Below are 24,433 nucleotides of genomic sequence, written 5' to 3'. Positions count from 1 at the left end.
GTCAGTCGGACGGGCAGTGCGTCCCGGCGGCGGGCATCGTGCCGTCGACCAGGAACGCGGCCACCGCCTCCCGCACGCACCCGCTCTTGTCGTACCCGGTGTGCCCGTCGCCGTCCCGGGTGAGCAGGACGGCGTGGGCGAGGCCGGAGGTCATCCGCTGCGCCCACGCGTACGGCGTGACCGGGTCGGCGGTGGAGCCGATCACCAGGATCGGGGCGCTACCCTCGGCCCGGATCCGGGCGGGCCGTTCGGCGGTGCGGTACGGCCAGGAGCGGCAGTCCGGGGCGAACAGTGCCGCCGAGGTGTCGTGCCGGCTCATCAGCGGGGCGCGGGCAGCGAGTTCGGCGCGGGCGGTGCGCAGGTCCCCGTCGCCGGGGGCCATCAGGGCGTCCGCGCAGCTGATGGCGGCGAAGGCGTCCGCCGCGGTGGTGTAACCGCCCTCCTCGCCGCGGCCGTTGCCGCTGTCGGCGAGGTCGAGCAGTCCGGCGGCGTCGCCTCGGGTGATCGCCGGGTCGAGGGCCTGGCGCACCCGCCCCCAGGAGCGGTGGCCGGCGTAGAGGGCGTCGAGGGTGCCGGTCCAGGCCAGGGTGGCGGTGAGGCGGCGGCCGTCGGCGGCGAGCAGCGGGTGTTCACGCAGGCCGTCCAGGAAGTCGGCGAGCCGTTGCGGGGCGGCGGCGGGGTCGTGGCCGAGCGGGCAGTCGTCGCGGTCCGCGCAGTCGGCGGCGAAGTCCCGCAGGGCGGTCTCGGTGGCGGCGGCCGCCTCGACGTTCAACCGGACCGGGTCGAGGCTGCGTTCGAAGGCGCCGTCCAGGACGAGGCGGCCGGTGCGGGCGGGGAACTCCTCGGCGTAGAGGGCGCCCAGGTAGGTGCCGTAGGAGCTGCCGAGGAAGTCGAGCCGCCGTTCGCCCAGGGCGCCGCGCAGGACGTCCAGGTCGCGGGCGGTGTCACGGGTGGAGAGGTGCGGCAGCAGCGTGGCGTGCCGGGCCTCGCAGGCGTCGGCGAGGATCCGACCGTGGTCGTAGCCGGGGTCATCGGTGCCGGTCCACTCGTCCCGGGTGCGGTCGTCGAGGCAGTGCACGGGGGTGGTGCGCCCGGCGCCGCGCGGGTCGAAGCCGACCAGGTCGAAGTGGTCGGACAGCGGGCCGCGGTAGTCCTCCCAGCCCCAGACCACCCGGTCCGCGCCGGAGTTGCCCGGCCCGCCGGGGTTGAGCACCAGCGCCCCGATCCGCCGGTCGGCCTCGGTGGCGCGGATCCGGGCGACGGCGACGTCGATCGTCTCGCCGCCCGGATCGGCGTAGTCCAGCGGGACCTTGAGTCCGGCGCACTGCGCGACCGGCTCGCCGGCCGGGCGCTCGGGCCGGTCCGGGCAGTCCTTCCAGTCCAGCGGCTGGAGGTACAGGGCCGCGAGCGCGGGGGCGGCCGTGCCGGGCACCAGGTCCCGGGGCCCGGCCGCGGCCGCGGTGCCGGGCTGGCGGGCGCCCGGGTCCGACGGCCCGGTGCAGCCCGCGGCGAGCGCGAGGAGGGCGGCGGCGAGCAGGGCGCGGAGCGGGCGCCCGAGGGTCGACGAGTACACCGCCCACGAATACCACCCGCCGACCTCCCCCGTCACACCAGCACCTGCTGTAACGATTCCTCAGCCGCCGCACTGCTGCAGCATGGCCTGCTTGTCGGCGACGGTGACGGGGAGTTGGTACTTGAGCGAGACCTGGGCGAAGCGGACGGCGTAGGAGCAGCGGACGGCGGTGTTGGCGGGGAGCCAGGAGGCCGGGCCGGAGTCGCCCTTGGAGGCGTTCTGCGAGCCGTCGGCGGGGATCAGGTTGAGCGGGTCGTTGGCGATCTGGACGCGCTTGGCCTTGTCCCACTTGGCAGCGCCCATCTGCCAGTCGTAGGACAGCGGCATCACGTGGTCGATCTGGATCTTCGTGGCCTGCTGCTTGGTCCACTGGACGTTCTTGCCGGTGTACGGGTCGTGGATGGTCATCGCGGTGACGACGCAGTCCGAGCCGTCCTTGCGCTCGACGGCGGTGCCGTCGCGGGCGAGCAGGTCGTTGCGGGTGTCGCAGTTGTTGTGGCCGAGCGGGACGCCGTCGACGTTGTCCGTCCAGGCGGGGCCGAACTCGTTGCGGTCGTAGCCGTCCTTGGGGCCGGTGGCGGCGGTGGCGACCTTGGCTATGACGTCCCGGCCGGCCTTCTGCTCCTCGGGCGTGGCCAGCGGGGCCAGGCCGGGCTTGGTGCCGTCCGGGTTCTGCAGCGGGCTGGCGCCCGGGCCCCCGGCGGGCGCGGCGGAGTCGCCGCTGTTGTGGTCACGGCCGCCGAGCAGCCACCCCGCCAGTGCGAGAGCGCATATCAGGAACACGGTGGCGGCGGACAGTGCGGTGCGGCGGGCGGGCACGGAGAACTCCCGGGATCTGGGGCGGGTTGACGGCGAACCAGCAGATCAGCCACCCCGAGAGCCGGTCAAGGCGGCGCCACGCGAACCCCGCCGACCATGTCGAAGCTCACACCGCGCGCCCCGGGATCCGTCGTCGGACTCCCGGCGTCGCCACGCGGACGGGAGCCCGACGACAGGCCTCAGCCACCGACGACAGGCCTCAGCCACCGACGGCGGACCTCAGCCACCGATGGCGGACATCGGGCGGTCGGGCCGGACGAAGCCGGCGGAGTTGACGGCGTGTCCGGGCCCCTTCCCGGCCACCGAGGCCCGCCAGGCCGCCTCGATCCGGTCGTCGTCGGCACCACCGCGCAACAGCGCGCGCAGATCGGACTCCTCCGTCGCGAACAGGCAGTTGCGCAACTGGCCGTCGGCGGTGAGCCGGACCCGGTCACAGCCCCCGCAGAACGGACGGGTCACGGAGGCGATCACCCCGATGACGGCATCGGTGCCCGCGACCCGCCACTCCTCCGCCGGGGCGTTGCCCCGCCGCCCCACCGGCACCAGGTCGAAGCGCTCCCCGAGCCGCTCCAGGACCTCGGCGGCGGTGACCATCGCGGAACGGTCCCAGGCGCCCTGCGCGTCCAACGGCATCGACTCGATGAACCGCATCCGGTACCCGTGCTCCACCGCGAAGGCCGCCAGCTCCGGGATCTCGTCCTCGTTCACGCCGCGCACCGGCACCGCGTTCACCTTCACCGGCCCCAGCCCCGCCGCCCGCGCCGCCGCCAGCCCCGCGAACACGTCCGCGATCCGGTCCCGCCGCGTGATCCGCGCGAACCGCTCCGGGCGCAGCGTGTCCAGGCTGACGTTCACCCGCTCCAGCCCCGCCGCCCGCAGCGCCACCGCCGTCCGGGCCAGCCCGATCCCGTTCGTCGTCAACGACACCTCCGGCCCCGACCCGGCGATCCGCCCCACCAGTTCCGGCAGGCCCCGCCGCAACAGCGGCTCCCCACCGGTCAGCCGCACCGAGACGATCCCCAGCCGCCCGACCGCGATCCGCACCAGCCGCACCACCTCGTCGTCGCCCAGCACCTCCGCCCTCGGCAGCCAGTCCAGGCCCTCGGCCGGCATGCAGTAGGTGCAGCGCAGGTTGCAGCGGTCGGTCAGCGAGACCCGCAGGTCGGTGTGGACCCGGCCGAAACGGTCCAGCAGCGGGCGCGGTGCGGTGTTCATCGACCCAGTACAGGGGGCGACGGGCCGCAGGACCAGCGGCCGAACCGCCGGGGACCGGCCACCACCTGCGGGTTCCCCTTGTGCATTCGTACAACTGTGGGTTCGTACGGCTGCGCGGCGGCGGCCCCGACGGGCAGGCTGGGCCCATGCAGACCACCGAAGACCGAACCGGCCCCGTCGCCGCACTGGTGCTCGCCGCCGGGGGCGGGCGACGCCTCGGCGGGCGGCCGAAGGCCCTGATCCGGTACGCGGGCCGTCCACTGGTCGAGCACGCGGTGGCGGTGGTGCGGGCGGGCGGCTGCACGGACGTCACGGTGGTGCTGGGCGCGGACGGCGACCGCGTCCGCTCGACGGCGCACCTGCCGGGCTGCCGGCTGGTGGCCAACCCGGACTGGCCGGGCGGCATGGGCTCCTCGCTGCGCGCCGGGCTGGCCGCACTGGCGCCGGAGGTGTCGGCGGTGCTGGTGATGCTGGTGGACACCCCGGGCGTCACCCCGGCCGCGGTGGCCCGGCTGCTGGCCGCGCACCGGGCCGGCGCGGAACTGGCCGCGGCGGCCTACGGCGGGCGGCGCGGACACCCGGTGCTGATCGGCGCCCGGCACTTCGCGGAGGCGGCGGCGGGCGCCTCCGGCGACGCCGGAGCCCGCACCCTGCTGGCCGCGCACGCGGACGCGGTCGCCCTGGTCGAGTGCGCCGACATCGCCGTCCCGGACGACCTGGACACCCCCGCCGACCTGGCCCGCTGGTCCGCCGGCTGACCGCCCCCCGCCGGTCCGGGTGCCCGAAGCACCCGTGGCGGGCACCGACCGGGCGCACACCCCTGATCCCACCCTGAGGATTGCCCCATTCCGCGCCAAGGACCCAACGTTTCGGGGAGCATGGAACCGTCCCACCACCCGACTCGAACGGACGGAGCCCGCGATGGCCGGACTGCCCGACGACTTCACCGGACACGACCCCGCGCGGCCAGGGACCGGGGCGGGCGGTGGCGCCCGGGCTATCCGCTGCCCCGCCTGCCGCCGCGAGCACCTCTACGAGCCGCCGTCGCTGCCCTGCCCGTGCGGCGCCTCGCTGAAGGTGCCGCTGCTGCGCGGCGGGGTGCCGGTACAGGTCCGGTTCCGCTCCTGGGAGGACTCCTGGCTGAGCATGCGCTGTCCGCACTGCGGCCGCTCCGACCAGTGGCCGCAGCCCGAGTTCACCTGCAACTGCGGTGCCACCGTCCGGCTTCCGGTGGACCGCACCACCCGGCTCGGCGGCGGTACGGCCGGACCGCTCGCCACCCCCGGCCCGCAGGCCTCCCGCCCGTACCCGGCCCACCCGTTGGGCGCGCCGGTGCCCGCCCCGCCCGGCGGCTCCGGCGGCCAGCCCAAGCCCTTCCGCCACCGCGCGCCGTTCCGCCCGCACCCGGTGCGCACCTCGCAGGACGCGGTCTTCACCGCCGCCCGCTACCTGGAGTGGCTCGGCTTCGACGACCTGGAGCTGACCGAGGCCCAGGAGCGCGACGGGGTCACCCTGCTGGGCAGCCGGATGGTCGCCCAGGTGGACACCTGGACCGAGCCGGCCGACGTGAAGTCGGTCGAGTGCCTGTGGCTGCAGACCCTGCACGCCGAGGAGATGGCCGCCGCCATGTTCACCCTGGCCGGCTACTCGCACCAGGCCACCGTGCGCGGCGAGCAGTTGCTGGTCGCCCTGTTCAGCCTGGACCTGGCGGGGGTGCCGCAGCCCGCCAACGGCGCCGCCGAGGCCCTGATGGAGACCGGCTGGACGTCCTGACCGACCGGGGGCCACCAGGGAGCCCACTAGATCATTTCCCCCGCGAATGCAAGAACCTCCGCTCGTGATCTGGTGCACAAGCTCACCCCCGTGTTGAATTGCCGCCACAGCGCGGGCCTTTGCGCTGCCGTCGCCATGCTGTCGCCAGTCGACGGCGGCGATGTCGGGCAGGCCCGCGCCCCGCTGGATGGCGCACACAAGGAGGTGGCGTTGTCAGAGCACGGATGGAGCCCGAGCGGCCCGAACGGGCGGGGGCGGGCGGCAGCGGAGGAGCCGGGCGACACCGTGTGGCGGCTGAGGTCCCGGGGGTGCTGGCAGGAGGCGGCCGAACTGTTGCGCCCGGCCGCCGAACAGGACCCGACGGCGGCCCTGGCACGGGCCGAACTCCTCATCGAGCAGTGCCTGTTCACCGCCGCGCAGTGGACCCAGGCGGAACAGGCACTGCGCCTCGCGGAGGCCGTGGTGGCCAGCACCGAACAGCGCGCGGCCGCCGCCTGCGCCCGCGGCTTCCTGGCGTACGTGGCCAGCATGCTCGGCCCCCGTGACCGGCTGGACGAGGCGCAGGCCGCGCTCGGCCGCACCTCGGCACTGCTGCCGCCGGACGCGCCGGGCCGCCCGCTGCTGGACTTCCGGCGCGGGCTGGTCGCCGAGAACCTGCTGCGCGACCGCAGTGCCGCCTGGATCGCCTACCGCCGGGCGCACGACGGCGCGGGCGAGCGCGGGGACGAACTGCTGCGCTCGTACACCTGGCGCCACCTGGCGGCGCTGGCCCTGGCCCGCGGGGACCGCGGCCACGCCCGCGAGGGCTTCGACGCCTCGCTGCGGCTGCGCGAGCAACTCGGCTTCACGGTGGGGGTGGCGCCGGCGCTCGCGGCGCTCGCCGAGGTGTCCGAGCCGGCCGAGGCCGCCCGGCTGCGCGCCGAGGCGGCCCGGCTGGTCCACGCGCTGGGCGGCGTGCCGGTCTGGCTCGCGCGCCAGTTGGCTGCCGTCCGCGCGCCGGGGCCTCCCCCGGACGGGTGCATCACCCGCGAGACCCCGGGGACAATCAGCTAAGGTGAGCCTAACCTGGCCGGGGTGAGCAGCACCCCGGCCGGGTTCGCCTTGCCGTTCTCCGGGCACCGCCATGCCCCGGTCCGACCGGGCCCGGCGGGCCACCACCCCGACCGGGCACCGCCGGGCGGTCCATGGGCGGCCCCCGGTCGACCCGATGGGGCCCGCCCATGACCGCGAGCAGCACCCGGCCCGGCCCCGCGCCGTGCGCCCCCCGCACCACCGAGGCGCACGCCCTCGCCCCCGCGCCGGCCGCGACCGCCCCCGGCGCGACCTCGTACCACCGGCTCACCGCGCTCGCCCCCGTCCTGCGGGTGCGCTGCGCCCCGCCCCGGCGCGGCGACGGCTGGATCCCCGCCGCCGACCTGGCCACCCGGCCCGAGGCGGTCCGCGAGCTGATCGCCCACGACGCCCGGCAGGGCCTCGCCCGCTACGGTCGGCCGCTGCGCCCGGACGTGGCGGCCGGCTTCGGCCTGCACCGCGTCGTGTGGCCGGTCTCGCTGCTGTTCACGCTGCCGTGGTTCCTGGAGCGCCGGGTCCCGCTGCTCGGCCCGGGGGACGTCTCGGTGCGCCGCGGCGCCGACCGGGTGGAGCTGACGGTCCGCCCGGAGGCCTTCGCCTGCCTGCCGGACGACCCGGCGGGCGGGGCGCCGCAGGCCCGTACGGTGCCGGACGAGAACGCGCTGGCCGCCGAACTGCGGTGCGCGCTGGGCGGATTCCTGGAGCCGGTGCTGGCCGCCTTCCGGCCCGAGGTGCGGCGCGGGCCGCGGGTGCTGTGGGCGATGGCCACGGACGCGGCGGTGGAGGGGCTCTGGTACGCCGGCGGGCTGCTCGGGGAGCGGGAGCGGGCGCGCGCCGAGCTGTCCGCGCTGCTGGAGCCCCCGCCGGCGGGCGGGGCGACGGCGGCACCGGAGTGCGCGCCCGGCGCACCCGGCGGCCCCGCTCCGGCTCCGTCCCCCTTCGCTCCGGGTGCCGGTTTCGCCGCGCCGGCCGCCGGGTGCGGGGATGCTTCGGGCACCGACCGGGCCCGGGCCAGTTGCTGCCTCGTGTACACCGCGCAACCGGAGGACATGTGCGGCGGCTGTCCCCGCGTCATGCGGGGTTGACGAAACTCCGTACGACATCGGATCCGGAAAGCCCGGAATTCCAGGAACAACCCGCTTCAAATTCATACGACAATGCTATTTTCGTGGGGTCAGAAATCCCTCTACTCAGCGCATTGACGGCGAATCAGCCATTCCCCCGCCGAGCATCCGCCATGATGGTCCCCGCCATCACGACGCAGGAACGCGACGCAGAAAAGCGAGGCTGGTTCCGGCGATGAAATTGTCCGACATACCGCTCGGCTGGGCCGTCACCGGAGGTGCGGGGCTGCTGGTCAGCGCGCTCCTGGTGGCCCTGGTCCGGAGCCGGGGATCCGCCGCCGCCGGCGGGCCGGATTCCTGGGAGCGTTCCGAGGAACGGCGCCGCCGCAAGGAATCCCTCTACGGCGGCGCCTCGTACACGCTGCTGTTCTGCTGCGCCGGTGTCGCCGCCGCGCTCTCCTTCCACGGGCTGGTCGGATTCGGGGTGCAGAACCTCGGACTGTCCGGCGGCTGGGAGTACCTCGTCCCGTTCGGCCTCGACGGCGCCGCGATGTTCTGCTCGGTGCTCGCCGTCCGCGAGGCCAGCCACGGCGACGCCGCGCTCGGCTCCCGGCTGCTGGTCTGGCTGTTCGCCGGCGCCTCGGCCTGGTTCAACTGGGTGCACGCCCCGCGCGGCTTCGGCCACGCCGGCGCCCCGCAGTTCTTCTCCGGCATGTCCCTCTCGGCGGCCATCCTGTTCGACCGGGCGCTCAAGCAGACCCGCCGGGCCGCGCTGCGCGAGCAGGGGCTCGTCCCCCGCCCGCTGCCGCAGATCCGCATCGTGCGCTGGCTGCGCGCCCCGCGCGAGACCTACGCGGCCTGGTCGCTGATGCTCCTGGAAGGCGTCCGCAGCCTCGACGAGGCGGTGGACGAGGTCCGCGAGGACAAGCGGGAGAAGGCCGTGGAGCGGGAACGCCGCAGGCTCGCCGGCCGCCGCGAGCGGGCGGAGATCCGGGCGATCAGCCGCAGCACCAGCGCCTGGCGCGGACGCGGCGGCGCCGCACGGCAGTTGGAGTCCGGCTCGGAGCCCGCCATAGCCGGCGGGCCCGCGGCGGAGCGGCCCGCCGGGCCGCGCGAGGTCGAGGCCGCCGAGGGGGCCGTGGTGCCCGCCGAGGGGGCGGTGGTGCAGCCGGGCCTGCCCGCCCGCCCGGAGCGGCGCACCATCGACCTGACCGTCGACGAGGACACCGTGACGCTGCCCCGGCTGGACTCGCTGGAGCGCAAACTGAAGGACCTGGAGCAGCAGTTCGGGTAACCCCGGCGGCCCGGCCGGTCGGGCCGCTCAGGGCACACGGGGCGGTCGGGGCGCACGGGGCGCACAGGGCGGTCGGGCCGCTCAGGCCGCGGGAGTACCGCTGAGCTCGAACCACATCCGCTTGCCGGACCCGCGCGGCTCCACGCCCCAGGCGTCCGCCAGCGCCTCGACGAGCATCAGCCCGCGCCCGGAGGAGGCCTGCTCCCCCGGCGTCCGGCGGGTCGGCCACAGGTCCGACTCGTCCTCCACCTCGACCCGCAGCCGGGCCCGGCCGCCGTCCGAGACCGGCTCCCGGTAGAGCCGGGCGGTGAACATGGCGTCCCGGTCGGTGTGCCGGATGGCGTTGGTGACCAGCTCGGAGGAGAGCAGCTCGGCGGTGTCGATGAACTCGGCGACGCCCCAGCGGCGCAGCGCGTCGCGCAGCTCGGCCCGGACCTCGGAGATCCGCGCCAGGTCGGCCTGGCCGATCCGGCGGCGCAGTTGCTGGGCGGCCAGGCCGCCGGCCGGGCCGTCCCAGCGCAGGAGCAGCAACGCTATGTCGTCCTCGCGCTCGCTGGAGTCGGCGGCCTGGGAGGCGATCCGGTCGGCCAGGTCCTCCAACGGGTCGCGGGCCGCCTCCCCGGCGGGCAGCAGCGGCCGGGCGAGCGCCCGGGTGAGCCGGGCGATGCCCTCGTCCAGGTCCGTGCCGCGCGCCTCGACCAGGCCGTCGGTACAGAGCAGCACGGTCTCGCCCGGGTCCAGGCTGAACCGGGTGACCCGGTACTCCTGGTCCGGGTCGATGCCCAGCGGCAGCCCGCCGGCCACCGGCACCACGGCGGCGGTGCCGTCCGCGCGGCGCACCACCGGGTCGAGGTGGCCGGCCCGGACCGCGTAGACCACGCCGTAGTCCACGTTGACCTCGGCGTAGGCGCAGGTCGCGAAGTGGTCGGTGTCCAGGTCGGCGAGGAAGCGGGAGGCGCGGGCCATCACCGCGGCCGGCGGGTGCCCCTCGGCCGCGTAGGCGCGCAGCGCGATCCGCAGCTGGCCCATGATCCCGGCGGCGTGCACGTCGTGGCCCTGGACGTCCCCGATCACCAGGCCGACGTGCCCGCCCGGCAGCGGCACCACGTCGTACCAGTCGCCGCCGATCTGCAGGCCGGAACCGGCCGCCAGGTAGCGCACCGCGGTCGTCACCCCCGGCACGGACGGCACGGTGCGCGGCAGCATCACCCGCTGGAGGCCGGCCGCCAGCTCGTGCTCGGCGTCGTGCAGCCGGGCCCGGGCCAGGGACTGGGCGACCAGCCCTCCCAGGGTGGACAGCAGGGTGCGCTCGTCCGCGTCCAGCTCGCGCTCGTCGTCGAAGCTGACCACGCACACGCCGATCGCCCGCCCGCTGGCCACCAGCGGCAGGAACGCCCAGGAGCCGCGGCCGGTACGGCTGGTCGGTTCCCACACCTCGGGGTAGGACGCGCGGAACTCCTCGCGGGTCGGGATGAACACCGGCGCCCGGTGGCGCACCGCCTCGGCGGCCGGGTGCCCGGCCGGCAGCACCGTGCGGTCCCAGACCGCCAGCGCCTCGGTCCGGTAGCCGGAGGCACCGAGCACCTGCGTCCGGCCGGCCTCGAAGGAGGACAGCACCAGGCCGTCCGGCGGCAGTCCGGGCAGCGGCAGCCCGGTGAACACCCGGGCCACGTCACGGACGGTGACGGCTTCGGAGAGGGCGCGGGCCGCCTCCTTGATGAACCGGGAGCGCTCCTCGCGCAGCAGGGCCATCCGGTCGGCGCGGTCGCGCTTGTGCAGTTCGACGGTGGCGTCCCAGACGAAGCCCACCATCCGGGAGGCCCGGCCGAAGGCGTCCGCGAGCACCCGGCCGCGGAAGCGCACCGCGCGCATGGTGCCGTTGGGCCCGACGGTGCGGTAGTAGGCGCCGCACTGGCCCAGTTCGGCCACCGCGCGCTCGACCCGGCGGCGCACCACCGGCGCGTCCTCGGGGTGCAGCAGGGCCAGGAAGGAACCGGCGGTGCGGTCGAAGCGGCCCTGGTCCATGCTGTCCAGGCCGATGATCGCGCAGGCCCGGTGGTCGCCCTCCAGGACGTCACGGCGGATGTCCCAGTCGAAGGAGCCGATGCCGTTGGCGGCCATCGCGGGCTCCAGCCAGTCCGGCATGGTGTCCGCGGAGGCGGGCGGCAGGCCGCCGGGGAGCACCGTCGCCAGCCGTCCGGCGGCGAGCGCGGGCGCCGGGCGCAGCGCGGGCCGGCGCACGACCTGGGCGGGCGGCTTCGCCCGGCCCTGCCCCGCCGTGGTGGGGCCGGTGGGGGGCTGACCGGCGGTCGCGGGGCCGCCGGGTTTCGGATCGGTGTGGGTGGAGGCTGCCTGCTGCGCTTCGGCGGTGGGCGCACCGGGTGGAAGCGCCGGCCCCGGCGACTCGGGCTCAGTGGGCATGCTGCTCCTGCCGCTGCCGTGGCGGACCGCGCCGACCGTCCGGACGGGCCGCGTGGCGGTGTGATGGGTGGTGCTGGATCGGACGGTGTCGACGGGCGGTGGTCGGTCGAGGTTCGGTCTCCCCGCTGCTTCCCGCACGTGGACACACATTCCCACCATCCTGTCCAATGTTGGGCCGAGCGGCAATGGCAACGGGCCGGAAATCTTCCGTTCCGCCTTCTGTTCTGGGCATCCTTCGAAGACGAATGAATCGACGCCGAACGGTGCGGCAGGGCGCGTGCCCCGTACGCCCCGCACCCCGCATCCCGCACAGTCCGCGAAGGCCGGGGCCGCCGGGTCGGCCGGGTCGGCCCGGTCAACCGGACTCAGGGCAGGGCGAGCTCGAACCAGGTGACTTTGCCGTCGCCCCGCAGTTGCACGCCCCACGCGTCCGCGAGCGCCTCCACCAGCAGCAGGCCACGCCCCGAGGTCGCGTACTCGACGTCCGGATCGCGACGTCGGCCGGGCAGCCGGGTCGTGCCGTCCTGCACCTCGATCCGCAACCGGTGGTCCGACCCGAGCACCGCGTCGAACACCGCGCCCTTGCCGGTGTGCAGCAGCGCGTTGGTCACCAGCTCGGAGGAGAGCAGTTCGGCGGTGTCCGACAGCTCGGGCACCCCCCAGTGGCTGAGCGCCGTCCGCAGCCGCCGCCGGACCGAGCCGACCGCGACCAGGTCGGCCGGATCGAGCGTCAGGTGCAGCCGGCGGTGCAGGGCGCAGCCGGGGGCCGAGGTGCCCGGCCGGGTCGTCCCGGTGCCACCGGCCGGGCCCTGGGCGGGCCCGGACCGGTAGGCGTCACCCGAACTCGTCCGCTGCCGCGGGAATCGCGACTGACCGTCCATCAACACATGCCCCCGCCCTCAAATCCGGGCCCCCGCCTCCGGATCCCCCGCCGGCCGGGTGGCCCCCTCGTTCTGACCACCCATCCTCATGCCCAGTTGACGGCGTTTGCAACAGTGTGCGTCCGATCACGTGGGGTGAAAGGGGCACGGGGAGGTTCACGTGATCCAACTGCCCGCGCCGGACAGGTTTGCGAAGCGCAGAGTCTGTTTTCGAGCCCGCCCCCGCTCGATCCCGCGCACACCCGGCGCCCGGGCGCCGGGCCGCTTCGCCCTCCCGCTCCCCGTCGCACCCCGCCGCGCGCCCGCCCCACCCTCGCCGCGTGCCCGCCCCACCCTCGCCGCGTGCCCGGCGCGTGCCCGGCGCGTGCCCGGCGAGCCGAACCGCTCCGGACCGGCAACGCTGGACACGACGGCCCGGTCCGGGTTCAATGGCCCGAGATGTTTGAACGACGTTCTAACATCGCCCCGAAAGCCGACCCCCTCCCCCGGCGACCGCGAGCGAGGAACCGTGCGACTGACCCCCACCGAGCGGGACCGACTGCTGATCTTCACAGCAGCCGAGCTGGCCCGCGCCCGCCGCGCCCGGGGCGTACGCCTCAACATCCCCGAGGCCACCGCCCTGATCGCGGACACCGTCTGCGAGGCCGCCCGCGACGGCAGGCGCCTGGCCGAGGCCATCGAGGCCGGCCGCACCGTGCTCACCGCCGACGACGTGCTGCCCGGCGTGCCGGACGTCGTCACCGTCGTCCAGGTCGAGGCCGTCTTCGACGACGGCACCCGCCTGGCCGTCGTCAACGACCCGTTCCAGGGCGCCGGATCGCTCGGCGACGAGGCCCCCGGCGGCGCGCTGATCGGCGCCGGCGCCGGCTACGACCCGGTCGAGGAGACGGTGCTGCTCCCCGTCCACAACACCTCCGAGGTGCCGATCTCGGTCACCTCGCACTTCCACTTCTTCGAGGCCAACCCGCGCCTCGCCTTCGACCGCGCCGCCGCCTACGGCACCCACCTGGCCGTCCCGGCCGGCTCCTCGGTGCGCTTCGACCCGGGCGCCACCGTCGAGGTCGGCCTGGTGCCGATCGGCGGCGAGCGCGTCGCGATCGGCTTCGCCGGCCTGGTCGACGGCCCGCTGGACGCGCCCGGCGCGAAGGAGGCCGCCCTGGCCAAGGCCCGCGCGACCGGCTACCTGACCACCTTCGGCGACGCGGAGGTGCCGTCATGACGTCCATCACCCCCCACGACTACATCTCGGTGCACGGCCCCCGGGCGGGCGACCGGATCCGGCTCGGCGACTCCGGCCTGATCGTCCGGGTCGAGTCCGACTCGCAGACCCCCGGCGAGGAGTTCCTGGCCGGCTTCGGCAAGACCGCCCGCGACGGACTGCACCTCAAGGCCGCCGCCGTCCGCAACACCTGCGACGTGGTGATCAGCAACGTCCTGGTGATCGACGCGATCCAGGGCATCCGCAAGACCTCGATCGGCCTGATCGACGGCCGGATCGCCTCGATCGGCCGCGCCGGCAACCCCGACACCCTCGACGGCGTGGACGTCGTCGTCGGCACCGGCACCACCATCGTCTCCGGCGAGGGCATGATCGCCACCGCCGGCGCCATCGACACCCACGTCCACCTGCTCTCGCCGCGGATCATGGAGGCCTCGCTCGCCTCCGGCGTCACCACCATCATCGGCCAGGAGTTCGGCCCGGTCTGGGGCGTCGGCGTCAACTCACCGTGGGCGCTGCGCCACGCCTTCAACGCCTTCGACGCCTGGCCCGTCAACATCGGCTTCCTGGGCCGCGGCTCGTCCTCCGACCCGGCCCCGCTCGTCGAAGCCCTCGCCGAGGGCGGCGCCTCCGGCTTCAAGGTCCACGAGGACATGGGCGCCCACACCCGCGCCCTGGACACCGCGCTGCGCGTCGCCGAGGAGTACGACGTCCAGGTCGCCCTGCACACCGACGGCCTGAACGAGTGCCTGTCGGTGGAGGACACGCTGAAGGTGCTGGAGGGGCGGACGATCCACGCCTTCCACATCGAGGGCTGCGGCGGCGGACACGTCCCCAACGTGCTGAAGATGGCGGGCGTGCCGAACGTCATCGGCTCCTCCACCAACCCCACCCTGCCGTTCGGCCGCGACGCGCTCGGCGAGCACTTCGGCATGATCGTCTCCGCCCACGACCTCAAGACCGACCTGCCCGGCGACGCCGCCATGGCCCGCGACCGCATCCGCGCCGGCACCATGGGTGCCGAGGACGTCCTGCACGACCTCGGCGTCATCGGCATCACCTCCTCCGACGCCCAGGGCATGGGCCGCGCCGGCGAGACCGTCCGCCGCACCTTCGCCATGGCCGGCAAGATGAAGGCCGAACTCGGCCCCCTCGACGGCGGCTACGGGACCACGGCCAGCGGCGACGACAACGAGCGCGTGCTGCGCTACATCGCCAAGCTCACCATCAACCCCGCCATCGCCCACGGCCTCTCCCACGAGGTCGGCTCCATCGAGGTCGGCAAGCTCGCCGACATCGTGCTGTGGCGCCCCGACCACTTCGGCGCCAAACCCCAGCTGGTGCTGAAGGCCGGATTCCCCGCCTACGGTGTGGTCGGCGACCCCAACGCCTCCACCGACACCTGCGAACCCCTCGTCCTCGGACCGCAGTTCGGCGCCCACGGCGCCACCGCCGCCGACATCTCGGTCGCCTTCGTCGCCCAGGCCGCCGCCGACGGCGCCTACCTCGACCGCCCCGCCGACGGGCTGCCCACCCGCCGCCGCCGCGTCGGCGTCCGGAACACCCGCGGCATCGGCCCGCGCGACATGGTCCGCAACGCCCGGGTCGGCCGCGTCGACGTCACCCAGACCGGCCTGGTCTCGCTGGACGGCGAACCGCTGCGCTCCGAACCCGCGGACAGCGTCTCGCTCAGCCGCCTCTACTTCCTCTGACACTTCCGCCGAACGCCTCCGCCGAACGCCTCCCCCCACTAGGACTCCCGGATGACCACCCCCACGCCCGCCTCCCTCGGCTACCGGATGCCCGCCGAGTGGCACCCGCACGACCGCACCTGGATGGCCTTCCCCACCGCCAACCCCACCTTCGACACCCCCGAGAACCTGCACGCGGGCCGCGAGGCCTGGGCCGCCGTCGCCAACACCATCGTCCGGTACGAGCCGGTCACCCTGGTCGTCAACACCGGCGAGACCGCGGACGCCCGCCAGTACGTCTCCGAGCAGGTCGAGATCGTCGAGCGCCCGCTCGACGACGCCTGGATGCGCGACATCGGCCCGTCCTTCCTGATCGACGGCAAGGGCTCGCTGGCCGCCGCCGACTGGATCTTCAACGGCTGGGGCGCCCAGTCCTGGGCCCGCTGGGACGACGACCAGCACATCGCCGAGCACATCAGCGAACTGACGGGCGTCCAGCGCTTCGCCTCCCGGCTGATCAACGAGGGCGGCGGCATCCACGTCGACGGCGAGGGCACCGTCCTGGTCACCGAGACCGTCCAACTCGGCGAGGGCCGCAACGCGGACTGGACCAAGGAGGAGGTCGAGGCCGAGCTGCACGCCTTCCTCGGCACCACCAAGGCGATCTGGCTGCCGCGCGGACTCACCCGCGACTACGACGAGTTCGGCACCCGCGGGCACATCGACATCGTCGCCTCCTTCGTGCGCCCCGGCGTCGTCGTCGCCCACGTCCAGCCGGACGCCGCCCACCCGGACCACGCGGTCTGCCAGGAGCTCGTCGCCATCCTGCGCGCCGCCACCGACGCCCGGGGCCGGCCGCTGGAGGTCATCGAACTCCCCGCCCCCACCGTCCTGCTGGACGAGGACGGCGAACCGGTCGACTACTCCTACATCAACCACTACGTGGCCAACGGCGCCGTGGTCCTGTGCGCCTTCGACGACCCGCGCGATCAGGAGGCCGCCGCCATCCTCGGCCGCGCCTACCCGGGCCGCACCGTCGAACTCGTCGACGCCCGCGAGATCTTCGCCAACGGCGGCGGCATCCACTGCATCACCCAGCAGCAGCCGAAGTCCGTCTGACCCCCGGCTGCCTGTGCTGCCTGTGCTGCCCGTGCCACCTGTGCTGCCGGGGCGGAGCACCTCCCCCGCCCCGGCAGCGTCCGGACGCCCGTTCCACCGAGGACGCCCGTTCCACCGAGGGAGAGCGACACACATGGCGGACGCCCGCCCACGCCGACCGGCGCGCCCCCGCGAGGAGGTCTTCGCCACCGCCCGGGCCGCGATCGCCGAGCACGGGCTCGCCAAACTCACCATGGCCGGGCTCGGCAAACAGCTCCAGATGAGCGCCGGGCACCTGCTCTACTACTTCGGCAGCAAGGACCAGCTGCTGCTGGAGACCCTCCGCTGGAGCGAGGACCAACTCGGCGCCCGCCGCCGCGACGCCCTCGCCGACCGCTCCCGCGACCCCTGGCAGCGGCTCGACGCCTACCTTCGCCTCTACCTGCCCGACGGGGCGGGCGACCCGCGCTGGATCCTGTGGGTCGAGGTGTGGGGGCGCTCCCCCGCCAGCGCCGAGATCCGCCAGGGACAGCAGGAGATCGAGGCGCCCTGGCAGGCCGACCTGGTCGCCCTCATCGAGGAGGGCGCCGCCACCGGCCACTTCACCCCCGGGCCCGCCGCCGACCGCGCCGCCCAGATCCGCGCGCTCCTCGACGGCCTGGCCGTCCCCATCGCCATCGGCCTCCCCGACGCCCACCGCCCCGCCGCCCTCACCCAGGCCACCGCCGTCGCCGCCATCCTCCTGCGCACCTGACTCCGGGGCCTGCGGCAAGGGGGAAATATACCGACCGGTCTATAGATTTCTCCCCGGTGGCGTGACGACAGGGTGCGTGGTGATGCGTGGCGCCTGGGCGCTTGGCGCGCAGGAAGTCGGCCAGGCCGACTTCCTGCGCAGTCCATCGCGCCAGCACGGCCGCAACGGCCGCTGCCACGGGAAAATATGTCGGTCGGTCTACATATTCACCCGCCGAGGGCGCGGGCAGTGCGCGAGAAGTCGGGCCCGCCGCCTTCTCGCGCGGCCGGCAAATATGTCGGTCGGTCTACATATTTCGCCACGGGAGGGCCCGGATCGGGCTAGGGCTTGTTCAGGTACGTGAGGACGGCGCGGACGCGACGGTTGGCGTCATCCTCGGAGATGCCGAGCTTGCCGGACATCGAGGTGGCGTACTTGCCGATCGCACTCTCGCCGAGGAGGAGCCGGCGGCCGACGGCCTGGCTGGAGAGCCCCTCGGTGCCGTCCCGCGTGGGGGAGATCCGTGCCCGGGACGCCCCGGCGTGCCGGACCGCGTCGGCCGGCAGTTCGGCGACGCCGAAGTAGACGCCGAAGTAGACGGCGGACTCGATCGGCGGGTCCAGGCGCAGCGGGGCGCCGGCGCTGACGGCCACGTCGAGCGGGACGTCCAGGGCGAGGGCGCGGACGGCGTCGACGATCCCCCGCCCGTTCAGCACCGGCGGGCTGATCCCCCGGATCAGGTCACGGAGTTCGGCCGGCGAGGCGGTGGCACCGGCCTGCGCGTCCCGCATCAGTGCCCCGGCCCGGCCGGGGTGACTTCCCGTCAGCTCCCCGGCGGTCGACGGCGAGAGCCCGAGCGCGACCAGACGGGCGGCGCCCCGTCGTACAGGTCCCGTTCGATCCAGGGGATCTCGGCGGCCTGCGTGGCCGTCACGTCCGCGCGCTGGACGACCAGTTACTCGACCCGCTCCGCCTCCGCCTCCGCCATCACCATCACCATCGACGGCGACGGCGACGGCGACGGCGACGGCGACGGCGACGGGCGCAGGAAGCGCCCCGCCACCGGTACGACGGGCCGTCAGACGTACGGGGCGGAGGCGACGGCCACGACCACACCGAGCGCCCCGGCCAGGCGAGCGGCGGGTTCCGGCCCGCCGAGCCCGAGGACCGCCGCAGCCGCCCCGGCCGGCGGTAAGCACCCGACCGGGCCGGCGGTGCTCCAGCCGGCATGCGGTCGTCATTTGGTCGTCATGCGGTCGTCATTCGGTCCAGACGGCGGCGGCCGTGCGGTCGTCAGCGTAGCCCTTGGCGCGGACCTGGACCTGGCGGAGGAAGTCGACGGTGCCGGGCGGGTGCGGGTGGGCCCAGTGGGTGGACAGGAAGTGGGCGACGGCCGGCTCGTCGGCGATCGGGCGGGCCAGGCCGGGGGTGCAGAGCAGCAGGACGTCGCCCGGGGTGGCGGGGACCAGCCGGAAGCGGAACGGCCTCGGCTCCTCCTCCGGCTGCTGCTGGCCGTCCGGGTGGTGCAGCAGACGGGCCGCGTACGCGTCGATCCAGTGGCCGGAGCGCAGCAGGTAGAGCCCGCCCGGACCGACCCCGAAGGCCGCCCGGTGGCCGGCCGCCGGGTCGAGTGACAGCAGCAGGCAGTGCAGCGAGGCCGGGGACGGCGTGCCGTCCTCCTCGCCCCGGGGCACGAGCGCGCGCAGCGGGGCGACCGCGCCGGTGGCGAGCCGCTGGAGGCCGTAGCGGAGCCGGTCCCGGGCGCCGTCGCGCAGGTCGGCGGCCAGGCCCTCCCGGCTGCGGCCCACCGCGGCGGCCAGGTGGCGGCAGGCCTCGCCCGTGCTGGTGGCGACGGCCTCCGGGGAGAGCGCCTCGTCCGCGGCGGTGCCGGTCCGGTCGATGCCGCCGAGCACGGCGAGCAGCAGCCCGTCCGGACCGTCCCCGAACCTGGTGATCAGCAGCGCGTCCCGCCGCGACTCGCCCCGGTAGCGGGCGGAGTCGCCGCGGACGGAGACGGCGCGCAGCACGGACGGCCCGTACTGGGCGCCCTCCAGGACGGTGTCCGGCACGAGCGCCCCGAGCACGCCCGGGTCCGCCTCCGGGACGGCGGTCGGCTCCGGCCCGTAGGTCGGCGGCCGCTCACCGATGTGCGGTACGGCGGGGGCGCCGTCGGCGAGCGGTGAGCGGACGGCCGGGCGCGGGTCGGGGATGGTCGCGGTGGCGAGGGTGTCGGGCTCGGGTTCGGGCTCCGGTTCCGGTGCGGAAGCGGGAGCGGGTACCGGTTCGACGACGGCCTCGGGTTCGGGCTCGGGCTCGGGCTCGGGTTCCGCGGTGGCGGCGGCCGGTGCGGGGGCCGGTTCCGGCACGGGCGCGGGCTCGGGGATGGGCTCGGGGATGGGCTCGGGGATGGGCTCGGGGATGGGCTCGGGAGCGGGCTTGTCCAGGGAGACCGGGGTGGGGGCGGCCTCGGCTTCGGGTCCCGGGCCGTCAAGGGCATCAGGGGCGGGGACGGTATGGGTCTGCTCCGCCGTCCGCTGGGGTCCGATGACGCCGATCGCGGTGTCGAACCAGTCGTCGATACTGTCCCGTCCCAGCACCTCGTCCGCCGCCGGTTCCACTGCCGGTTCCGGCACCGGCTCCGGGTCCACCACCGGCACCGGCTCCAGCACCGGGTCCGCGTCCGGCACCGGCTCCGGCTCCGGCTCGACCGTGCGCTGCTGGCCGATGAGGCCGACCGCCGTGTCGAACCAGTCGTCGACGCTGCCGTCGCCGGGGTCGGCGTGCGGGGTGTCGGGGAGGGTGCCCGCCGGGCCGTCGTAGACCGTGTCCCACCAGCCGTCGTCCGGCCGGTGCGACTGTGCGGGGGCACCCTGCTTGCTCATCTGGCGGCTCCTGGTCGGTCCGTGGTCGCGCCGCCCCCGGCGGGGCCGGACTCGACGTCATTGTCTCCAAGTGCAACGACGCTGTCCGGGTTTCGGCGACAACCGGTCAGCGCCCGGCCGTTCCCGGCCACCGCGTTCACCTCGGGTTTCACCGGGGAGTCCGGTGCCGCGTTCACCCCCGCATTCACCCCGCGTTCGGTCCCGTTCGTCCCTGCTTGCCGGATGTGCCCGGAGCAGGGCGTTTCCGGGGTGTTCGGGCCCGGGAGCGGCCGAAAATGGGGGCGGAGGAGGGGCATCGCTTCACTCGTTCGGCTGATTAAATGTGCGCATGACCGCGTCGACCCCCAGCTCACCCCGACCGGGGAGGGCCGCACCGGCGGGCCGCCCGGTGAGTGCGCTGTGGGTCCTGCTGCTGGTCGCGCTGCTCACGGCGCTGCCGTGCGCGGGCCAGGCGAAGGCGGTCGGCACACACGCCCCTCCGACGCCGACCACCGTCAGCGCCGCCGTCACCGTCACGACGGCCTCCGGGCACGCCCCGCACACCGGCCCCGCCGCCAAGGCCTCCGACCAGCGCCAGCGCGCCGAGGAGCAGCGGCACTGGACGTGGTGCACGGCCGACGGCGGGCCGCCGCGCCGTGACAACGGCTGCTCCAGCCACCCGTACTGCCCCCAGGACGCCCAGCTGCCGAACCCGCCGCCGCATCCGCAGCCGGCCGCGTCACCGCTCGCGCCGGCAGCCGAGGCGCTGCCCAGGGTGGTGCCCGCCGGGCTGCTGGACGGTCCGCATCCGGCGCCCGATCTGCACGAGCTGCAAGTACACCGGTCCTGAGCGGAACCCACCGCCCGGCATCCGCCGGCGGATCCGCCCCTCCCCCTCTTTCAGCTGACCGCCGCGCCACCAGCAGTGCGCGGCGGGGACAAGGACAACCACCATGGGTTCCGCCTCGAAGCAGTCCAGCAAGCAGTCCGGCAAGCCCGGCCCGACCGACCGCCGCGCCCGGATAGCCGAGCTGCGCGCCGGCGAACAGCGCCGCGACCGCCGCAACAAGGTCATCGCCTCGATCGCGGCCGGTGTGCTGGTGATCGGCGCGATCGCCACCGGCACCTGGATCATCATGGACGCCAACCAGAGCAAGAAGGACAAGCAGGCCGCCGCCAACGCGGACATCCCGGGCGTGCAGACCTTCGGCGAGCTGAGCCGCACCCACGTCAAGGACAAGGTCAGCTACCCGATGACCCCGCCGGTCGGCGGCGACCACAACGCGATCTGGCTGGACTGCATGGGCCACGTCTACGACCAGCCGGTCGAGAACGAGCGCGCCGTCCACTCGCTGGAGCACGGCGCGGTCTGGGTGACGTACAACGGCAAGGCGACGCCGGACGACGTCAAGACGCTGTCCGACAAGGTCAAGACCACCCCGTACTCGCTGATGAGCCCGTACCCGGACGAGAAGGGCACCATCACCCTGAACGCCTGGAGCACCCAGCTGATCGTGGACAGCGCCAGCGACCCCCGGGTGAACCAGTTCTTCACCAAGTACGTCCAGGGCAAGCAGACCCAGGAGCCCGGCGCCTCCTGCACCATGGGGCAGATGTGACCGCCGACGCGGCCCTGCCCGAGGACGGCTCCGAGCACGCCGCCGAGGAGTTCGCGGACGAGGCCGAGGCGCCGCGCCCGGCCCGTCGGCGGCTGTGGTGGCCGGCCGCGCTGGCCGCCGCGCTCGCGCTGGCCCTCGGGGTGCCCGCCCTGGTGGCGAGCGGGACGTCGGCGTCCGGGTCGGCCTCGGTGGCCGTCCCGGCGGACGACTCGCCCGAGGCCGGGTTCGCCCGCGACATGGCGACCCACCACCAGCAGGCGGTGGACCTGTCGTTCATCGTCCGGGACCGCACCGGCGACGACGCGACCCGCACCCTGGCCTTCGACATCATCAACACCCAGGCCAACCAGCGCGGGATGATGATGGGCTGGATCGACCAGTGGGGGCTGCCGCAGCACTCGACCGCCAAGCCGATGGCGTGGATGAGGATGGACCACGACTACCAGGCCCACGACGGTTCGCTGATGCCCGGCATGGCCACCAACACCCAACTGGCGAAGCTGCGTTCGCTCAGCGGGCGGGACGCCGAGGTGTACTACCTGCAGCTGATGATCCAGCACCACAAGGGCGGCGTCGAAATGGCCCAGGGCTATGTGGACCTGGCGAGGAACGACGCCGAGAAGCGGCTCGCCCAGTCGATGGTGGTCGCGCAGACCTCTGAGGTCCAGCTGATGACCGACATGCTCACGGAGCGCGGCGCCGCCCCCGGCGTGCCCGCGTCCTGACCCACCCCACTCCGTGTGTCCCCGGACGGCCGGGGCGCGGTCGACGGTCCCGTACCGTGCGTACCGTGCCCCGGCCGTCCCGCGTCCGCGACAAGCCCCTGGAGTTCCGATGACCCCCGCCGCGCCCTGGCTGATCGCCGGACTGGGCAACCCCGGCCCGTGGTTCCGGCTGACCCGGCACAACGCCGGCTTCCTGACCGTGGAGCGGCTGGCCGAACGGTACGGCGCCCGGTTCCGGCGGCGCGGGATCGGCGCCCTGGTGGCGGAGATCGAGGTCGACGGCCACCGGGTGGTGCTGGCCAAGCCGCAGTGGTTCGTCAACCTGTCCGGCCGGCCGGTGTCCGGCCTGCTGCGGCGCTACGGCGTCCCGGTCGAGCACCTGGTGGTCGTGCAGGACGACCTGGACTTCGCGTTCGGCGCCGGACGGCTCAAGCGCGGCGGCGGCCCCGGTGGCCACAACGGCGTGCGCTCGGTGGGCGAGGTGCTCGGCACCCGTGACTTCGTGCGGCTGCGCTTCGGCATCGGGCGCCCGCCGAAGGGGCAGAGCATCGGCGACTTCGTGCTGAAGAAGTTCTCGGACCACGAACAGGCCGCCCTGCCAGGGGTGTTGGACCGGTGCGCGGACGCGCTGGACACACTGGTGCGGCTCGGCCTCAACCGGGCCCAGGACGCGCTGAACGTCCGCTCGGAAGCCTAGCGACGGAGGCCTGGGCTCAGGCCCGGGGACGGAGCTCCGGGCTCAGGCCCGGGGACGGAGTTCCGGCCTCAGGCCCCGGGGACGGAGCTCCGGCCTCAGCTCTGGTGGACCGGCCGGGTCAGGGCCACGGCCGCCACCGCGACCGCCGCGAGGGCGAGCAGCACCGTACGGCCGCCGGACGCCGGGCCCGCCAGGTGGACGCCGAGGACGGGCAGCGCGGTGCCGAGCGCCGTCCCGAGGCTGCGCGCCATGTTCACCATGCCGCCGCCGACCGCCGAGCACTGCGCCGGGATCGCCCGCATCACCAGCGCGTTGTTGGCGGGCAGCAGCAGGCCCAGCCCGTAGCCGGCGAGCAGCAACGGCACCGCCACGGCCGCCCCGGAGACCGGCAGCAGGGCGAACAGCAGCAACCCCGCAGCCGCGAGCAGCGCGCCCGCGCGGCAGCGGGCGACGTCCGACCAGCCGCGCGGCAGCAGCGCGCCGCCGACGGTCGCGGCGAGCGCGAACGCGGCGGGCAGCAGGGTGATCACCAGGCCCGCCCGGGCCACCGGCACGCCCGCGCCGGTGAGCAGCACCGGGCCGAGCACGAGCGGGCAGAACAGCAGCAGGTAGCCGATCAGCGAGACCACCAGTCCGGACCGCACCCCCGGGGTGTTGACCAGGCCGGGCGCCAGGATCGGCCGGGCGGCCCGCCGCTCCTGGCGGACCAGCGCGAGCGCGAGGACGGCGGCAGCGAGCAGCAGGGCGGCGACGGCCCAGCCGGGCAGCGGCAGTCCGGAGGCGGTGGACAGGGCGAGCAGCAGCGCGGTGGTGGAGCCGGTGAGCAGCAGCAGGCCGGGCAGGTCGAAGCGGCCGCCGGACTGGGTGGCCGGCGGGCTCGCGGCGGCGCTCGCGCGGGGGGCGCCCTCGGCGCGGGGGGCGGGCAGGGTCGTGGCGGCCCCCGCGAGCGGGCTCCCGGCACTGGCGGTGAGCGGGTTCCCGGTAGTGAGCAGGTTCCCAGCGGTGAGCGGGCTCCCGGTGCGGGTGCGGGGCAGCAGGAACCAGCCGGCCAGGATGCCCAGCACCCCGATCGGCACGTTGATCCAGAACACCCACCGCCAGGAGGCGTGCTCGACCAGCAGCCCGCCGAGGCTGGGCCCGAGCGCCAGTCCGAGCCCCTGGGCGGCCGCCTGGATGCCGAGCGCCCGCCGCATGGCGTGCTCCGGGACGCCGCGCGCCACCAGCGCGACGCTGTTGGCCTGCATCATCGCGCCGCCGACGGCCTGGACGGCCCGGCAGGCGACCAGCACGCCGAGGCTGCCGGCGTATCCGGCGCCGAGCGAGGCCAGGGCGAAGACGGCGAAGCCGCCGAGGTACATGGTCTTGCGGCCGACCAGGTCGGAGAGCCAGCCGACCGGGGCGAGCAGGGCGACCAGCACCAGGAGGTAGGCGAGGGCGACCCATTCGACGGCCGCGAAGCCCGCGTTGAAGTGCCGGCCGAGGGCCGGGAAGACGAGGGCGGTGACGCTGGCGGTGAGCTGGCCGAGGAAGGCGCCGAGGCAGACGGTGCCGACGGCCAGCCAGTGGGCGTGACGCCAGCCGGCTATGCCGCGGGGCCGGGGCCGCTCGGTGAGCAGCCGCGCGGCAAGGGCGGTGGCGTTCATGCCACAAATATATCGGATGCAGATATGTTCTTTCTA

General features: G+C 74.9%; 21 protein-coding genes. 13 read left to right on the top strand and 8 right to left on the bottom strand.

Annotated elements, in window-relative coordinates:
- Position 1: 1 nt before the first annotated feature.
- From ACIPLC_RS10010 to moaA, 3 genes are all read right to left on the bottom strand, one after another.
- On the bottom strand, positions 2–1,573 hold the full coding sequence (locus ACIPLC_RS10010; RefSeq protein ID WP_400472453.1) for an alpha/beta hydrolase: 1,572 nt from the start codon (positions 1,571–1,573) through the stop codon (positions 2–4).
- A 60-nt stretch (positions 1,574–1,633) separates the two neighbouring features.
- Complete coding sequence (locus ACIPLC_RS10005) at positions 1,634–2,392, bottom strand: HNH endonuclease family protein (RefSeq protein ID WP_400472452.1); 759 nt, start codon at positions 2,390–2,392, stop codon at positions 1,634–1,636.
- Between the two features lie 219 nt (positions 2,393–2,611).
- Entirely contained in the window at positions 2,612–3,607 is a 996-nt protein-coding gene (moaA, locus tag ACIPLC_RS10000; protein WP_400472451.1) for a GTP 3',8-cyclase MoaA, read from the bottom strand.
- Positions 3,608–3,753: 146 nt separating this feature from the next.
- On the opposite strand from moaA, the gene ACIPLC_RS09995 reads away from it, so the two are divergent.
- The 5 genes from ACIPLC_RS09995 to ACIPLC_RS09975 all read left to right on the top strand — a co-directional run bounded on the left by ACIPLC_RS09995 (position 3,754) and on the right by ACIPLC_RS09975 (position 8,809).
- Positions 3,754–4,365 (top strand): NTP transferase domain-containing protein, encoded by a 612-nt coding sequence (locus ACIPLC_RS09995; RefSeq protein WP_400472450.1) that lies wholly within the window; start codon positions 3,754–3,756, stop codon positions 4,363–4,365.
- A 163-nt stretch (positions 4,366–4,528) separates the two neighbouring features.
- Positions 4,529–5,380: a hypothetical protein gene (locus ACIPLC_RS09990; protein ID WP_400472449.1), complete on the top strand. Its 852-nt coding sequence runs from the start codon at positions 4,529–4,531 to the stop codon at positions 5,378–5,380.
- Positions 5,381–5,590: 210 nt separating this feature from the next.
- Positions 5,591–6,433, top strand: a complete 843-nt coding sequence (locus ACIPLC_RS09985) for a hypothetical protein (protein ID WP_400472448.1) — start codon at positions 5,591–5,593, stop codon at positions 6,431–6,433.
- 167 nt (positions 6,434–6,600) lie between these two features.
- Entirely contained in the window at positions 6,601–7,536 is a 936-nt protein-coding gene (locus ACIPLC_RS09980) for a (2Fe-2S)-binding protein (RefSeq protein WP_400472447.1), read from the top strand.
- 214 nt (positions 7,537–7,750) lie between these two features.
- On the top strand, positions 7,751–8,809 hold the full coding sequence (locus tag ACIPLC_RS09975) for a DUF2637 domain-containing protein (protein WP_400472446.1): 1,059 nt from the start codon (positions 7,751–7,753) through the stop codon (positions 8,807–8,809).
- Positions 8,810–8,890: 81 nt separating this feature from the next.
- Here the strand turns inward: ACIPLC_RS09975 and ACIPLC_RS09970 are convergent, their stop codons facing one another.
- Both ACIPLC_RS09970 and ACIPLC_RS09965 read right to left on the bottom strand, forming a co-directional pair.
- On the bottom strand, positions 8,891–11,230 hold the full coding sequence (locus ACIPLC_RS09970) for a SpoIIE family protein phosphatase (protein ID WP_400472445.1): 2,340 nt from the start codon (positions 11,228–11,230) through the stop codon (positions 8,891–8,893).
- A 365-nt stretch (positions 11,231–11,595) separates the two neighbouring features.
- Positions 11,596–12,111, bottom strand: coding sequence for an ATP-binding protein (locus tag ACIPLC_RS09965; RefSeq protein WP_400472444.1), 516 nt, complete (start codon positions 12,109–12,111; stop codon positions 11,596–11,598).
- 508 nt (positions 12,112–12,619) lie between these two features.
- Here ACIPLC_RS09965 and ACIPLC_RS09960 point away from each other — a divergent pair.
- The 4 genes from ACIPLC_RS09960 to ACIPLC_RS09945 all read left to right on the top strand — a co-directional run bounded on the left by ACIPLC_RS09960 (position 12,620) and on the right by ACIPLC_RS09945 (position 16,873).
- Positions 12,620–13,330: an urease subunit gamma gene (locus ACIPLC_RS09960; RefSeq protein WP_400472443.1), complete on the top strand. Its 711-nt coding sequence runs from the start codon at positions 12,620–12,622 to the stop codon at positions 13,328–13,330.
- On the top strand, positions 13,327–15,042 hold the full coding sequence (locus ACIPLC_RS09955) for an urease subunit alpha (protein WP_400472442.1): 1,716 nt from the start codon (positions 13,327–13,329) through the stop codon (positions 15,040–15,042). Before ACIPLC_RS09960 ends, ACIPLC_RS09955 begins: the two co-directional genes overlap by 4 nt.
- 51 nt (positions 15,043–15,093) lie before the next feature.
- Positions 15,094–16,140 carry an agmatine/peptidylarginine deiminase gene (locus ACIPLC_RS09950; protein WP_400472441.1) on the top strand — a complete coding sequence of 349 codons (1,047 nt, stop codon included), beginning with the start codon at positions 15,094–15,096 and terminating at the stop codon, positions 16,138–16,140.
- Between the two features lie 133 nt (positions 16,141–16,273).
- Positions 16,274–16,873: a TetR/AcrR family transcriptional regulator gene (locus ACIPLC_RS09945; RefSeq protein WP_400472440.1), complete on the top strand. Its 600-nt coding sequence runs from the start codon at positions 16,274–16,276 to the stop codon at positions 16,871–16,873.
- 320 nt (positions 16,874–17,193) lie between these two features.
- Here ACIPLC_RS09945 and ACIPLC_RS09940 read toward each other — a convergent pair whose 3' ends face one another.
- Complete coding sequence (locus ACIPLC_RS09940) at positions 17,194–17,643, bottom strand: hypothetical protein (RefSeq protein WP_400472439.1); 450 nt, start codon at positions 17,641–17,643, stop codon at positions 17,194–17,196.
- Positions 17,644–18,111: 468 nt separating this feature from the next.
- The gene (locus ACIPLC_RS09935; protein WP_400472438.1) at positions 18,112–19,734 is read right to left on the bottom strand and encodes a hypothetical protein; all 1,623 of its coding nucleotides are present in this window, start codon (positions 19,732–19,734) and stop codon (positions 18,112–18,114) included.
- Between the two features lie 328 nt (positions 19,735–20,062).
- On the opposite strand from ACIPLC_RS09935, the gene ACIPLC_RS09930 reads away from it, so the two are divergent.
- The 4 genes from ACIPLC_RS09930 to pth all read left to right on the top strand — a co-directional run bounded on the left by ACIPLC_RS09930 (position 20,063) and on the right by pth (position 22,754).
- Positions 20,063–20,563 (top strand): hypothetical protein, encoded by a 501-nt coding sequence (locus ACIPLC_RS09930; RefSeq protein ID WP_400472437.1) that lies wholly within the window; start codon positions 20,063–20,065, stop codon positions 20,561–20,563.
- 103 nt (positions 20,564–20,666) lie between these two features.
- Complete coding sequence (locus tag ACIPLC_RS09925; RefSeq protein WP_400472436.1) at positions 20,667–21,332, top strand: DUF3105 domain-containing protein; 666 nt, start codon at positions 20,667–20,669, stop codon at positions 21,330–21,332.
- Positions 21,329–22,057 (top strand): DUF305 domain-containing protein, encoded by a 729-nt coding sequence (locus tag ACIPLC_RS09920; RefSeq protein WP_400472435.1) that lies wholly within the window; start codon positions 21,329–21,331, stop codon positions 22,055–22,057. Before ACIPLC_RS09925 ends, ACIPLC_RS09920 begins: the two co-directional genes overlap by 4 nt.
- Positions 22,058–22,166: 109 nt before the next feature.
- Positions 22,167–22,754 (top strand): aminoacyl-tRNA hydrolase, encoded by a 588-nt coding sequence (gene pth / locus ACIPLC_RS09915; RefSeq protein WP_400472434.1) that lies wholly within the window; start codon positions 22,167–22,169, stop codon positions 22,752–22,754.
- A gap of 95 nt (positions 22,755–22,849) precedes the next feature.
- Here the strand turns inward: pth and ACIPLC_RS09910 are convergent, their stop codons facing one another.
- Positions 22,850–24,397 carry an MFS transporter gene (locus ACIPLC_RS09910; RefSeq protein ID WP_400472433.1) on the bottom strand — a complete coding sequence of 516 codons (1,548 nt, stop codon included), beginning with the start codon at positions 24,395–24,397 and terminating at the stop codon, positions 22,850–22,852.
- Positions 24,398–24,433: the final 36 nt, after the last annotated feature.

Origin of the sequence: Kitasatospora sp. NPDC086801 (genome assembly GCF_044745805.1) — a bacterium.
In the GTDB taxonomy this organism is placed as follows: Bacteria; Actinomycetota; Actinomycetes; order Streptomycetales; family Streptomycetaceae; genus Kitasatospora.
This window is presented reverse-complemented; position numbering and strand designations above follow the sequence as displayed.